This window comes from Neisseria sp., assembly GCF_030530745.1.
In the GTDB taxonomy this organism is placed as follows: domain Bacteria; phylum Pseudomonadota; class Gammaproteobacteria; order Burkholderiales; family Neisseriaceae; genus Neisseria.
In genome coordinates, this window is record NZ_JAUMUI010000004.1 from 106,865 (window position 1) to 119,310 (window position 12,446).

13 protein-coding genes are annotated in these 12,446 nt (G+C 55.4%); 6 read left to right on the forward strand and 7 right to left on the reverse strand.

Annotated features, from left to right (window positions below):
- Positions 1 to 239: 239 nt before the first annotated feature.
- A complete protein-coding gene (dapA, locus tag Q3970_RS02910; protein WP_303099105.1) occupies positions 240 to 1,115 on the forward strand; it encodes a 4-hydroxy-tetrahydrodipicolinate synthase in 876 nt (291 codons plus the stop codon).
- A gap of 17 nt (positions 1,116 to 1,132) precedes the next feature.
- Complete coding sequence (gene bamC, locus Q3970_RS02915) at positions 1,133 to 2,266, forward strand: outer membrane protein assembly factor BamC (protein ID WP_303099106.1); 1,134 nt, start codon at positions 1,133 to 1,135, stop codon at positions 2,264 to 2,266.
- Positions 2,267 to 2,506: 240 nt separating this feature from the next.
- Here the strand turns inward: bamC and Q3970_RS02920 are convergent, their stop codons facing one another.
- The 3 genes from Q3970_RS02920 to Q3970_RS02930 all read right to left on the reverse strand — a co-directional run bounded on the left by Q3970_RS02920 (position 2,507) and on the right by Q3970_RS02930 (position 4,874).
- On the reverse strand, positions 2,507 to 3,040 hold the full coding sequence (locus tag Q3970_RS02920) for an alpha/beta hydrolase (RefSeq protein ID WP_303099107.1): 534 nt from the start codon (positions 3,038 to 3,040) through the stop codon (positions 2,507 to 2,509).
- Positions 3,041 to 3,217: 177 nt separating this feature from the next.
- Complete coding sequence (locus tag Q3970_RS02925; protein ID WP_303099108.1) at positions 3,218 to 3,994, reverse strand: exodeoxyribonuclease III; 777 nt, start codon at positions 3,992 to 3,994, stop codon at positions 3,218 to 3,220.
- Positions 3,995 to 4,127: 133 nt separating this feature from the next.
- On the reverse strand, positions 4,128 to 4,874 hold the full coding sequence (locus tag Q3970_RS02930) for a transferrin-binding protein-like solute binding protein (protein ID WP_303099109.1): 747 nt from the start codon (positions 4,872 to 4,874) through the stop codon (positions 4,128 to 4,130).
- A gap of 346 nt (positions 4,875 to 5,220) precedes the next feature.
- On the opposite strand from Q3970_RS02930, the gene pyrE reads away from it, so the two are divergent.
- Positions 5,221 to 5,862 (forward strand): orotate phosphoribosyltransferase, encoded by a 642-nt coding sequence (gene pyrE, locus Q3970_RS02935; protein WP_303099110.1) that lies wholly within the window; start codon positions 5,221 to 5,223, stop codon positions 5,860 to 5,862.
- 205 nt (positions 5,863 to 6,067) lie between these two features.
- Here pyrE and ubiB read toward each other — a convergent pair whose 3' ends face one another.
- Both ubiB and Q3970_RS02945 read right to left on the reverse strand, forming a co-directional pair.
- Positions 6,068 to 7,579: a ubiquinone biosynthesis regulatory protein kinase UbiB gene (gene ubiB, locus Q3970_RS02940; protein ID WP_303099111.1), complete on the reverse strand. Its 1,512-nt coding sequence runs from the start codon at positions 7,577 to 7,579 to the stop codon at positions 6,068 to 6,070.
- 109 nt (positions 7,580 to 7,688) lie between these two features.
- Positions 7,689 to 8,615: a LysR family transcriptional regulator gene (locus Q3970_RS02945; protein ID WP_303099112.1), complete on the reverse strand. Its 927-nt coding sequence runs from the start codon at positions 8,613 to 8,615 to the stop codon at positions 7,689 to 7,691.
- Between the two features lie 195 nt (positions 8,616 to 8,810).
- On the opposite strand from Q3970_RS02945, the gene Q3970_RS02950 reads away from it, so the two are divergent.
- The 3 genes from Q3970_RS02950 to Q3970_RS02960 all read left to right on the forward strand — a co-directional run bounded on the left by Q3970_RS02950 (position 8,811) and on the right by Q3970_RS02960 (position 10,469).
- Positions 8,811 to 9,113, forward strand: a complete 303-nt coding sequence (locus tag Q3970_RS02950; RefSeq protein WP_303099122.1) for a GIY-YIG nuclease family protein — start codon at positions 8,811 to 8,813, stop codon at positions 9,111 to 9,113.
- Between the two features lie 37 nt (positions 9,114 to 9,150).
- Positions 9,151 to 9,867, forward strand: coding sequence for a bifunctional 2-polyprenyl-6-hydroxyphenol methylase/3-demethylubiquinol 3-O-methyltransferase UbiG (ubiG, locus tag Q3970_RS02955; protein WP_303099113.1), 717 nt, complete (start codon positions 9,151 to 9,153; stop codon positions 9,865 to 9,867).
- 191 nt (positions 9,868 to 10,058) lie between these two features.
- The gene (locus Q3970_RS02960; protein ID WP_303099114.1) at positions 10,059 to 10,469 is read left to right on the forward strand and encodes a hypothetical protein; all 411 of its coding nucleotides are present in this window, start codon (positions 10,059 to 10,061) and stop codon (positions 10,467 to 10,469) included.
- A 62-nt stretch (positions 10,470 to 10,531) separates the two neighbouring features.
- Here the strand turns inward: Q3970_RS02960 and Q3970_RS02965 are convergent, their stop codons facing one another.
- Both Q3970_RS02965 and Q3970_RS02970 read right to left on the reverse strand, forming a co-directional pair.
- Entirely contained in the window at positions 10,532 to 10,777 is a 246-nt protein-coding gene (locus Q3970_RS02965) for a GlsB/YeaQ/YmgE family stress response membrane protein (protein ID WP_303099115.1), read from the reverse strand.
- A 316-nt stretch (positions 10,778 to 11,093) separates the two neighbouring features.
- Positions 11,094 to 12,446: ferric reductase-like transmembrane domain-containing protein (locus tag Q3970_RS02970; protein WP_303099116.1), on the reverse strand; the 1,353-nt coding region annotated here is incomplete at its 5' end.

Consider the following 12,446-nt stretch of genomic DNA (forward strand, 5'->3'; position numbering starts at 1 on the left):
TTGTAAATAATCTGAGTGCCGACTTCAATTTCACAGCGGCGGGCGACGGTTGGAAAACCGCACCGTTCAGCATGACCGCATAAAAACAGGCCGTCTGAAAAGCCGCCGAAACGTTTTCAGACGGCATTGAAAACCTTTGCAAACCTTTGCAGGACGCATGTAACCAGCATTTCCCATCTATTTCAAAGTAGGCTACAATCCGCCTGATTTACCGAACGTTCGAGAATAAAGGTTTTACCATGTTAAAAGGCAGTTTGGTTGCCCTGATTACCCCCATGAATGAAGACGGCAGCGTCAATTACGGCGAACTTCGCACCTTGATCGACTGGCACATCGAAAACGGAACCGACGGCATCGTGGCCGTGGGCACCACAGGCGAGAGCGCCACCCTGCCGGCAGAGGAGCATCTGGCCGTGGTGGAAACTGCCGTCAAACACGCTAACAAGCGCGTGCCCGTGATTGCCGGCACCGGCGCCAACAGCACCGCAGAAGCCGTCGAGCTTTCCAAAGCCGCCGGGCGTTTGGGTGCCGACTACACCCTGTCGGTGGTTCCCTACTACAACAAACCGTCGCAGGAAGGCATTTACCGCCATTTCAAAGCCATCGCCGAGGCCGCCGCCGTTCCCATGATTATCTACAACGTGCCCGGCCGCACCGTGGTGGATATGAGTAACGAAACCATTCTGCGCCTGGCCGAAATCCCCAATATCGCCGGCGTGAAAGAAGCCAGCGGCGACATCGCCCGCGCAACCGACCTGATCAACCGTGTTCCCGAAGGTTTCGCCGTTTATTCCGGCGACGATCCCACCGGTATGGCGTTTATGCTCTGCGGCGGCCACGGCGTGATTTCGGTGGCCGCCAACGTCGCCCCCAAACTGTTTGCCGATATGTGCCGCGAAGCCGTCGCCGGCAATATTCCCGCAGCACGCAGGCTGAACGAGAAGCTCATTCCCCTGTATGACGTGATGTTTTGCGAACCCAGCCCCGCCGCCCCCAAATGGGCGCTTGCCCGGATGGGCCTGTGCCGCCCTCATGTGCGTCTGCCGATTATTGAACTTTCTTCAGACGGCCAAGACAAAGTATGCAGCGCGCTGAAAAGCGCCCAACTGATTTAACCGGAGGAATCCCGCCAATGAACCGCATTAAAACGGCATTATCCCTTATCGCCCTTGCAGGCCTTGCCGCCTGTTCGGGCAGCAAAGAGCAGCCCAAGCTCGACTACCAAACCCAAAACCGCAAAGTGGTGAACCTTGAAGTTCCGCCCGATTTAACCAACCCCGACCAAGGCAATATGTATCAGATTCCCGCCGGTTCGGGCGCAGTCCGCGCCAGCGATATGGCCCGCCGAAACGGCGCACAGCAGCCCGCCAACCAAGCCGTGCTGCAAGGTGTGAAAGGCGTGCGCCTCGAGCGCGACGGCAGCCAGCGCTGGCTGGTGGTGGAGGGCAAACAGCCCGCCGAAATCTGGCCGATGCTGAAAGTGTTCTGGCAGGAAAACGGCTTTGAAATCAAATCGGAAGAACCCGCTATCGGCCAGATGGAAACCGAGTGGGCCGAAAACCGCGCCAAAATTGCCGGCGACGGCCTGCGCCGCCTGTTTGAAAAAGTTGGCTTGGGCGGTATTTATTCCACCAGCGAGCGCGATAAATTCATTATCCGCGTAGAGCGCGGCCGCAACGGCACCACCGATGTTTTCTTTGCCCATAAAGGCCTGCAGGAAGTCTATACCAGCAAGAAAAAAGAAAACACTACCTGGCAGCCGCGCCCGAACGACCCCAACCTTGAAGCCGCCTTCCTCGCCCGCTTTATGCAGTATTTGGGTGTAGATGCCAAACAGGCCGAAAATGCTTTGGGCAGCAGCGTTGCCCCCGCCGCACGCAGCGGCAGCGATTTGGCTTCTGTCAGCGGTAATGCCGTTTTGGTGAATGGCGACTACAACCGCAACTGGCGCCGTACCGCGCTGGCGCTCGACCGAATCGGCCTGACCGTGCTCGGCCAAAACCCCGAGCGCCACGCCTTCTTGGTACAGCCTGCTCCGCAGGAAGGAGCGGCCGTTACCGATAAGAAACCCGGTTTCTTCAAACGCCTGTTCGGCAAAGGTAAAACCGACACTGCCGCTGCGGCCGCAGCCCGCCCCGAGCTGATTGTTTATGTGGAGCCGGTAAACAACGGCGCACGCATCCGCCTGCTTAACCGCGACGGCAGCGCTTATCAGGGCAGCGACGCTTCCGCATGGCTGAGCCGCCTGCACACCGAATTGCGCTGATACATATTCCCGAAGCCAATAGCGTATAACAACAGGCCGTCTGAAAAAAATATTTTCAGACGGCCTGATTCTTTCAAATTAAAGCCTCTGCGCCATGAACGGGCCTGAACCGGGTATCTGTTATTTCTCTCAACAAAAAGATACCCGGGTCAAGCCCGGGTATGACGACAGTTGGGTATTTCAGACGGCTTCAATAAACTTTGAAAAGCCCCTGCCTGCCCGTTTACACAAAATATCCGTTTACTTCAACAACATTTCCTGCAACAGCTTCATTCCCCACTGCCAGCCGTGCAAATGTCCGTTCAGACGGCCTGTTTGCGGGGCGGTCAGCAGGCGTGCGCCCCAAAGCTGCGCTTGCTGTTGCGCCCATTCCTGCGGGCATTCGGGGTCGCCGGTGCCGATAACCAGCGCGCCCGGGCAATGGCAGCGCACCCGTTGCAGGGTGTGCACCGCATCGTCGGGCAGCGCATCTTGGCGGGGCGACACCAATATCATGTTCCGCACCCGTTTCTGCATATTCACATCGGCTAGATAAAGCCATGCCAGCCAGCCCGAAACGCCTGCGCCGTGGGCGACGGCGGCGATGTTGCGGCTGTGGATGCCGGCCACCGCCGCGCCGACAATCCGCTGCCATTCGGCAACAGACTGGCCGCGCGAAACCGCCGCCGTGCGCACGGTCGGGTAGCATGCCGCCCAGCGGTCTATCCACATTTCTGCTTCGTCGGCATCGCGAATCAGCAGCAGGGTTAAGTCTTCGAGTTCCTGGCTTTGCATGGTTTTGTGTTATCGGGCTTTCAGACGGCCTTGGATCAAGCATGAGGCCGTCTGAAAGCATATTGATACCTTTGCAAAAAACCATCTGCGGCGCATTTCTGCGTTGTGCGCTGCTACGCTTTGAACTGCCTCCACATCAGGGGGCAAAGGCTTCTATTGTATATCGGTATCCGAAAATTAAAGCGGATAATCGTATTCCACTACCAGCGGTGCGTGGTCGGAAAATTTTTCATCTTTGTAAACATGGGCACGGACGGCTTTGGCGGCCAGACCGGGCGTAACCATATGGTAGTCGATGCGCCACCCCACGTTGTTGGCATAGGCTTGGCCGCGGTTGCTCCACCAAGTGTAGCCCGGCTCTTCGGGGTAGAGCGTGCGCCATATGTCCGTCCAGCCCAAGTCATTGATAACTTTGCCTATCCATGCCCGCTCTTCGGGCAGGAAGCCCGAATTTTTCTGGTTGCTTTTCCAATTTTTCAGGTCGATATTTTGGTGGGCGATATTCCAGTCGCCGCACACCACGATATCGCGCCCTGCTGTTTTCATGTCGGCCAGCATGGGGTAGAAAGCGTCGAGAAAGCGGTATTTCAGCTCCTGCCGCTCCGGCGCGCTGGTGCCGGAAGGCAGATAAAGCGAAATCACGCTCAGCTTGCCGAAATCGGCACGCACGAAACGGCCTTCGCGGTCGAATTCTTCAATACCCATGCCGATTTGCACATTATCGGGGCGCTGCCTGCTATACACCGCCACGCCGCTGTAGCCGCGTTTTTCGGCGCAATGCCACACGCCGTACATACCGTGCGGGTTTTTCATATCTTCCGATAAATCAGGCTCTTGTGCTTTCAATTCCTGCACGCACACAATATCCGCGCCCGATGCGGCGATATATTCGTGAAAACCTTTTTTATAAGCAGAACGGATGCCGTTTACATTGGCGGAAATAATTTTCAGCATGATGTGGTATTTAAGGGGAGGAAAGGAAACGCGATTGTAGCCCAATTGGAGCCGTCTGAAAAAGGAAAAGCCGTCTGAAACCAAAGATTTCAGACGGCTTTTAAGTTTAGGTGCCTCAAGCAGGCAATGGTGCTTATTTTCTACCGGCAAATGCCCCCACCGTGTCGCCCGCTTTAAAGATGCCCCCGATTTCAGCTGCGCCCGCACCGAAAAAACCGCCTTCTACTTGCGTGGCCGAACCGTCGGCCGAAGCAAATTTATTGCCGCTGATACCGGCATTCAGAGCGATATCGCCGCCGTAAGCGGCATCACGGGAAATATTGCCGCTCACGGTTTTCGCGCCGAAGTCGGCAGTAATCAGGGTGCTGCCCAGGGTTTGCGAACCCAACCCGTTGAACTGCACCACACCGGCGTTGTATACGGCTTGGCCGGAAGCGGGGATTTGCGCGGTATCGGTGAATTTGCCGTTGTAGAAGGCGAAGTTGTTGCCGCCTTTGGTAATCACGCCGGCTGCCAGGTTGTCCGACTGGTTGTAAACCAGCCAGTCGCTCACACCCGCAGGCGCATTGGCGCTGCCCGAGCGGATACCGCCGAAGTTGCCGCGCCAGCTGTTATTGAACGAGCCGCCGCCCACTTCGGCCAGGTTGATTTCCACACCGTCGATTTTCAATTTTTTGATGTCGGCAGCGTCGAACGTTACTGCATCGGCAGCGGTGTTCCGCCAGCTGTAATACTGCCTGCCTGCGGTTTGCGCCGCCGGAGCCGAAGGTGCCGCAGTGTTGCTGCCGATCGGAGTGGACTGGGTATCCGGAGATGCGCCGCCGCCGCCGCCACAGGCGGCTAAAACCAGCAAACAGGCCAACGTTAAATAGTTTTTCATCTTAATCCTTTCTAAACATAATGAAAAATCTGCCGTTCCTGCATGGCATAACTATTTTAATTATTCCAAAGGAATTTTAATGTTTATTTTGATGACAGGAGGTTATTTGAGATAAATGGCAGAGGCTGCCGCCCCGGTGGCGGTTTTGCTAATATAGGATTAACTGAACTTCCGCTACGGCGCTGCTGTGCCTTAGTTCAAAGGGAGCGATTTTGTAAGCCGCTGAAGCGGAAACAGAATCGGTTCCGTGCGACTTGTACTGTCGGCGCTTTGCTGCCTTGTATCGAAAATTGATTGAATCCGCTATATAATCATCCTTATTTTTCTTGATACAGAAAGTATTTAAATGTCTGATTTCCGCCAAGATTTCCTCAAGTTCGCGCTTGAGCAAAACGTTTTGAAGTTCGGCGAATTCACCACCAAAGCCGGCCGCCGATCGCCTTATTTTTTTAACGCCGGGCTGTTTAACGACGGCGCTTCCACCCTCGCGCTGGCGCGGTTCTATGCACAAGCTGTTATCGAAAGCAAAATCCAATTCGATATGCTGTTCGGCCCTGCTTATAAAGGCATCATTCTCGCCGCCGCCACCGCCATGATGCTGGCCGAAAAAGGCATCAACGTGCCGTTTGCCTACAACCGCAAAGAAGCCAAAGACCACGGCGAAGGCGGCGTGTTGGTGGGCGCACCGCTCAAAGGCCGCGTGCTGATTATCGACGACGTGATTTCCGCCGGCACATCCGTGCGCGAATCGGTGAAGTTAATCGAAGCCGAAGGCGCCGCCCCCGCCGCCGTTGCCATCGCACTCGACCGTATGGAAAAAGGCACGGGCGAAAAGTCGGCCGTGCAGGAGGTGGAGCAACAATACGGCCTGCCGGTGGTGGCTATCGCCAACCTGCACGACCTGCTTTCGCTGCTTGAAAACCATGCAGAATTCGGCAGGTATCTCGAACCCGTCCGCGCTTACCGCGAACGTTACGGTGTGGCGTAGCCGATGGAAACCGGATAATAAAAGGCCGTCTGAAAAAGGTTTTTTCAGACGGCCTTTTATCAAGTTTCCTTTTCGGTTGAGACCCCGCCATTTATGGCGGTAGAATTTGGGTTTATCGGGTAGGGGTGTAACCCCTTCCCAATCAGGGCAACACGTAGGGCGGCGCTTTATGTGTCGTCCTGTGTGTTGAAACATTATCCGGTTTCTATTTAAACAGCACGATCAACACCAGCGCCACGGCGATAACGGCCAGCCACAGGTTTTGCCGCTGCTGGGTTTTTATCAGGTGAAGGTAGGCGTCGCGCATTTCTTTTTGGCGGGTTTCATCGACCAGCGCGTTGATTTTGCGCGGCAGGGCGGGCAGGATTTGCGCCCAGTCGGGCGCTTCGTTTTTCAGTTGTTTGAAGAAAGCCTGCGGGCCGACCTGTTCGGCCATCCATTTGGTGAGGAACGGCTTGGCGGTGTCCCACAAATCCAAATCGGGGTCGAGCCGGCGGCCCAAGCCTTCGATATTGAGCAGGGTTTTTTGCAGCAAAACAAGCTGTGGCTGGATTTCAACGTTGAAGCGGCGGCTCACTTCAAACAGGCGCATCAGCACGAGGCCGAACGAAATTTCGGAAATCGGTTTGTTGAAAACCGGTTCGCACACGCTGCGCACGGCGGCTTCCAACTCTTCTGCGCGTGTGTCGGCGGGTACCCAGCCCGATTCGATATGGGCGGTGGCCACGCGGTGGTAGTCGCGGTTGAAAAAGGCGAGGAAGTTTATCGCCAGATAGCGTTTGTCGTAATCGGTGAGGCTGCCGACGATGCCGAAATCGAGTGCGATATAGCGGTTGTCGCCGGCTACCAGGATATTGCCGGGATGCATGTCGGCATGGAAGAAACCGTGCCGGAACACTTGGGTAAAGAAAATTTCCACACCGAAGCGCGAAAGTTTCTGCAAGTCGGTGCCTTGTTTGCGCAGGGCGGCAATATCGCCTACGGGTGTGCCGTCCATCCATTCGATCGTTAGAACGTCGCGGCTGCAATAGTCGTAATACACCTTGGGAATAATCAGCATATCGCTGTTTTGGAAGTTGCGTCCCAGCTGGCCGGCATTGGCCGCTTCGCGCATCAGATCCAGCTCGTCGTGCAGGTATTTGTCGAACTCGGCCACCACTTCGCGGGGTTTTAAGCGTTTGCCGTCGGTAAACAGCCGCTCTATCCAGCCCGCACCAAAACGCAGCAGTGCCAAATCCTGCTCGATAACGGGTTGCAGATTGGGGCGGAGCACTTTCACCGCCACCTCTTCGCCGCTGTGCAAACGGGCTTTGTGTACCTGCGCAATCGAGGCGCTGGCTACCGGCACGGTTTCAAATTCGGCATACAGTGCTTCAACCGGCTGCCCCAGTGAGGTTTCAATCTGGCGGCGCGACAATCCGGCATCAAACGGCGGCACGCGGTCTTGCAGCTTGGCCAGTTCCTGCGCGTAATCGTGCGGAATCAAATCCGGGCGGGTGGAAAGCACCTGCCCGAACTTCACGAATATCGGCCCCAAATGCTCCAAAGCCTCGCGCAGGCGCACCGGCATGGGTTGGTTTTGCGCGTCGGGAGATTGCGGCAGCTTCTGCAACAGCGAGCGCAGCCAGCTTTGGCGCACCCGGCCGGCAACCAGATCGGTGAGGCCGTAGCGGTAAACGGTTTGGGTGATGGTTTTGGTGCGTTTAAGCCATTTCATAGCGGGCCGGGGCGGGTGGAAAAAGGTGGATTATAAAGCAGGAATGCGGCTGGGTTCTAAATATGTGGGCGGCCCGCTTTTTCAGACGGCATCTTTAATAATATTGGATTCACAGTTCCAAAACGCTCAAACCGGGCAGGTCGGCAAAGCTGCGTTCGCGCACAATCCGGCAGAAGTTTTCCAGATAGGTTTTGCCGGCGTCTTCCGCGCGCATGGCGGCGTAAAGCTCGCTTTGCAGGCCGTTGGCGGTAATTTGGCGCGAAATCACATAACCTTTTTCGAGATAGGGCATCACCGTCCAATAGGGCAGGGCGGCGATGCCGCGGCGGCTGGCCACAAGCTGGATGATGGCGATGGTTAGTTCGCTGTGGCGGCGCGGCGGGTTGATGCCTTTGGGCAGCAGCACTTTGCGCAACAGGTCGAGCATATCGTCGGGCACGGGATAGGTGATTAGTGTTTCGCCGGCGAAGTCTTCGGCTTCCCACACGGCTTTGGCGGCCAGCGGGTGGTCTTTGGCGCAGATGCCGACCATGCCGTAGGCAAACAGGGGCTGGTAGGCGATGCCCGCCTGCGGGGCAGCTTCGGAAACGATGGCCAAATCGGCGCGGTGTTGCAGCAGCAGCCCCACCGGGTCGGCCTGAAAGCCGGAAACGATGTCCAGCTCCACCTGCGGCCACAGCGGGCGGAACTCGCCCATGGCGGGCATCAGCCAGTCGAAGCAGGTGTGGCATTCCACCGCCAGCCGCAATTCGCCTGCTTCGCCTTCGATAATCTGCGCCATATCGCGTTCGGCGGCGGCTACCTGCGGCAGCAGGTCGTGCGCCAGTTGCAGCAGCCGCTCGCCGGCGGGCGTGAAGCGCAGCGGTGTAGATTTGCGCTCGAACAGCGGCGTTTCATAGTAGTTTTCCAATGCGCGGATTTGGTGCGACAGGGCAGACTGCGTGAGAAACACGCGCTTGGCGGCCAATGAAACGCTGCCGGTTTCTTCAAGTGCCATCAGGGTTTTGAGGTGGCGCAGCTCGATGATGGATTCCATAATGTTTCAGACGGCCTGTGCGGTAACGGACCGGTGTATATTAAAATAATTCATATGGAGGCGCAAACGGTCGGCGGCTGTGCCGCCTGATGGCAAAAATAAGTTTTTCCGCTATACAATAACGCCTTTAAACATCTTTGAGCGGCCGTTGCAGGCCGTCTGAAAACCATCGTGAACGCTGCAAACCACAACCAACTGCCGGCCCGCTTTGCGCTGCCCGCCGCCGAAGAAGCGGGCGGCTGGAGCGTGTATCTGGTGTTGTGCCGCAACGGTTCGCTGTATTGCGGCATCAGCAACCGCCCTCAGGCGCGTTTTGCGGCGCACGTATCGGGCAGGGGCGCAAAATATATGCGCATCCACAAACCCGTGGCGATGCGGCTGGTGTGCGCCGGCATGGCGCATGGCGAAGCCGCGCAGCTTGAGGCGCGGGTGAAAAAACTCGCCGCCGGGCGCAAACGCGAATTGTGGGCGCTGCTGCCGGATTTTCAGACGGCCTGAGCTATAATCAACCGTTATCAATTAAGGAACCATTCAGATGAGCGCGAACGCACAGCACAACGTCGATAGCGGCGAAATCGAAAAATTCAGCCAGCTCGCCCACAAATGGTGGGACAAAACGGGCGAATTCAAACCCCTGCACGACATCAACCCCCTGCGTTTGGGCTATATCGACGCCATCGGCCAACTGGCGGGTAAAACCGTGCTTGATGTGGGCTGCGGCGGCGGCATTTTGTCGGAAAGCATGGCCAAGCTCGGCGCCGCGCAGGTAACCGGCATCGATATGGCCGAAAAATCGCTGCAGGCGGCACAAGCCCATGCGCGGGAGCAGGGTGTGGGCAATATCGGCTACCGCTGCGTGCGCGTGGAGGATTTGGCCGAAGAGCGGCCGCACAGTTTCGATGTGGTAACCTGCATGGAAATGATGGAGCACGTTCCCGACCCTGCCGCCATCGTTGCCGCCTGCGCCAAACTGGTGAAACCCGAGGGCACGGTGTTTTTTTCCACCATCAACCGCAACCCCAAATCATATGTACACGCCATTCTCGGCGCGGAATATATTCTGGGCTTGGTGCCGCGCGGCACGCACGACTGGCAGAAGTTCATCACCCCCGCCGAGCTGGCGCGCATGTGCCGCCGTGCGGGCTTGGATGTTGTGGACACCAAAGGCATGGGTTATAACCCGTTCACCAAAGTTTACAGCCTGAACGGCAGCACCGGCGTCAACTATATGGCGGCATGCAAACCGGTATAACGGCGGTAGCGGAATCCGCTGTTTAAACCCGGTTAAAACACTCCTAAAAACAAAGGCACAGCTAATTTGGAAAGGAATAACAAATAATTATTGGATAAACACCCTAATCAGGTTATCTGATACGGCAGCCTGATTGGGGTGAAGCATTATGACCTTTATCATGACTGTTCGGGTTTGGTAAAAGGATTGTTATGAAGACAGCATTGATCGTTACTTTCATAAGCAGCTTCTTGTTTTTAGTATTTTTTGGAAGGCTGCTCAAACTGGATGATACATTCAAATACAGGCAGAAATTCAGTATTAATTGGGTATTTGCCGCTGCTGCCGTTATTTTTACTTTTTGTATTTATGCATATAGGGCTTATTGGGGCGGCAATTTGTCCGGCCGCCCGGCCGGCCCGGTATCAAGTCTGATAACGGGAAATTTTTCGGAAGCCGTATTAAGTGTTATTTTTTTAGGCTGCTATCTGATTTTGGTATTCATAGGCAGGTTCCTCAAACTGGACGTAACCTTCAAGCCTCAATATAACTTCAGCGTGAACTGGATATTCTTTATTATGGCGGGAATGTTTACAGCCATTGTTTATCTCAATTGCGTATAGGTGTTCCGGAAAACAAAAAACCAAGCCGTGTATACGGCTTGGTTTTTTTATGCGGCGCGGGGTTACTTTTTAATCACGCGGGTATAAAACGCCAAAATCGCTACGGCGGCAATAGTGGAAGCAATCCAGCCTGCGGGCTGCCCGGCCTCATACCAGCCTGCGGCCTGCCCGACCCAGCCCGCGAGCAGCGAACCGCCGATGCCCAACAGTGTGGTCATGATAAAGCCCAGGTTGTCTTTGCCCGGGTGCAGGATTTTTGCCAATACGCCGACAACAAAGCCTACGATAATGGTAACTAACCAACCCATGATATTCCTTTCGATGGATGAAATATTAGTAAGATATGTAACTGTTTTTCAATTGATTTAAAAGAATTTAAATATGCCGTTTGAAAAACATCGTGCGCCGGTTATCATACACAGCGGAAAAGGCTGTTGTGCCGCCGCTTGCATTTCTTTTCAAAACTATGGGTGATTTTCAACAATCGGCGGGGTTTTGGTGTAGGAATACAACAAATTTCAGTGTTTTCATCATAAATATAATGGAAGCCCCTTGAGGCCGTCTGAAAATCAGGTTTTCAGACGGCCTAGTAATATTTTGGATCAAACCTGAGGCGGGTTGTACTTAGCGCATTTCAAACAGTTCTTGATGAAAGTGTTTTTCAGGCAGCCCCAGCTTAATCAAATCCTTTTTCAAAGAAATACCGAAAGCCGTACCGCCGCAGAACCACACGCTGCACTGCGGCAGGTTTTCTGTTACCGCTGCGTGCAGGGTTTCGGCATTCAGACGGCCTTTTTGTGCCGACGGCCACAAATGCAGATTTACGCCCGCCGCTTGTGCCTTACGGCGTAACGGTTCAAGAAAAGCCGGATCGTTGTCGCGGTAGCTGTAAAACAGATGGGTGTTTTTGTTTTTGCCGCCGCCTGAATACTGCATTTCGTCAAGACGCGCCAGAAACGGCGTAATGCCGATACCGCCCGCCACCCAGATTTGCGTGCCGGTTTCGCCGTCAAACGTAAAGCGTCCGTAAGGGCCTTCCAGAGCAACGGTGTCGCCGGTTTGGAAAATGTCGGCGGTGCGGGCGGTGTAGTCGCCCAAGTTTTTGATGATAAAACGCAATATGCCCGTTTGTACGTCCCATGCCGAAGCGACGGTAAACGGGTGTGCCCCTTCTTTGCCGCCCAAGTGCCGTATAAAGGCGAACTGCCCGGGCTGATGACCGTGCCATTGAGGTGCGGTAATGTCCACGGCGAAAGCACTCATCGGCGGATAGGCTTCAACCGCTGATACCGTGCCGAGACTGCGGCGGGCGGCACCGTGGCGTTTGAACAGCACCAACAGTGCCGATACCGTACCGCCGGCCAGCAATACTGCCGTCAGCCAGCCGACGGGCTGTTTCCAGTAGGCAAACTTCATCAGGATAACGGCGTGGAAAACCAACGCCAGATAGGCGGCTGCCAGCCATGTATGCAGTTTGGCAAACCAGTGGTAGGGAATGCGTTTGATCAGGGCGATAACCATCAGCACCAGTGCAATGTAAAACGCCCATTCGCCGACATCTTCCGCGATACCGCGCATACTGCCCAGCCACTGTTCGATGCCGTCGGCATCTGTTCCGCCTCCCCGTTTCCTGCGTTCGGGACGGGTCAGCCAGCCCCAGCCGACCATCCATTTGGTGCCTTTGGTAAACCAGAAATGCGCCAGTGCGGTAACGAGGGCGGTAATGCCCAGCCATTTGTGCAGGCGGTAGCCTTTATCCAATCCGCCCAGCAGGTTTTCCAGCCATACGAGGCGGACGGACAGAACCATGCACAGGCTCATTGCGCCGACGGCGAGAATGCCGCTGTACTGGTTGAACACATTGCGGAAGGAAAAGTAGGTAAACGGCTGCGGCAGCAGGCTGTCGGCAAGCAGCCACAGCGCGCTGGTTCCCAAAAGAAACGTCCATAAAAAGATTTTGATGTTTTTCATCGGTAA

Coding starts and splice junctions, on each gene's coding strand:
- bamC (WP_303099106.1), top strand. CDS start 1,133: ATGAACCGCATTAAAACGGCATTATCCCTTATCGCCCTTGCAGGCCTT.
- Q3970_RS02965 (WP_303099115.1), bottom strand. CDS start 10,777: ATGGGTTGGTTAGTTACCATTATCGTAGGCTTTGTTGTCGGCGTATTG.
- dapA (WP_303099105.1), top strand. CDS start 240: ATGTTAAAAGGCAGTTTGGTTGCCCTGATTACCCCCATGAATGAAGAC.
- ubiB (WP_303099111.1), bottom strand. CDS start 7,579: ATGAAATGGCTTAAACGCACCAAAACCATCACCCAAACCGTTTACCGC.
- Q3970_RS02930 (WP_303099109.1), bottom strand. CDS start 4,874: ATGAAAAACTATTTAACGTTGGCCTGTTTGCTGGTTTTAGCCGCCTGT.
- Q3970_RS02920 (WP_303099107.1), bottom strand. CDS start 3,040: ATGCAAAGCCAGGAACTCGAAGACTTAACCCTGCTGCTGATTCGCGAT.
- pyrE (WP_303099110.1), top strand. CDS start 5,221: ATGTCTGATTTCCGCCAAGATTTCCTCAAGTTCGCGCTTGAGCAAAAC.
- Q3970_RS02945 (WP_303099112.1), bottom strand. CDS start 8,615: ATGGAATCCATCATCGAGCTGCGCCACCTCAAAACCCTGATGGCACTT.
- Q3970_RS02925 (WP_303099108.1), bottom strand. CDS start 3,994: ATGCTGAAAATTATTTCCGCCAATGTAAACGGCATCCGTTCTGCTTAT.
- Q3970_RS02960 (WP_303099114.1), top strand. CDS start 10,059: ATGAAGACAGCATTGATCGTTACTTTCATAAGCAGCTTCTTGTTTTTA.
- ubiG (WP_303099113.1), top strand. CDS start 9,151: ATGAGCGCGAACGCACAGCACAACGTCGATAGCGGCGAAATCGAAAAA.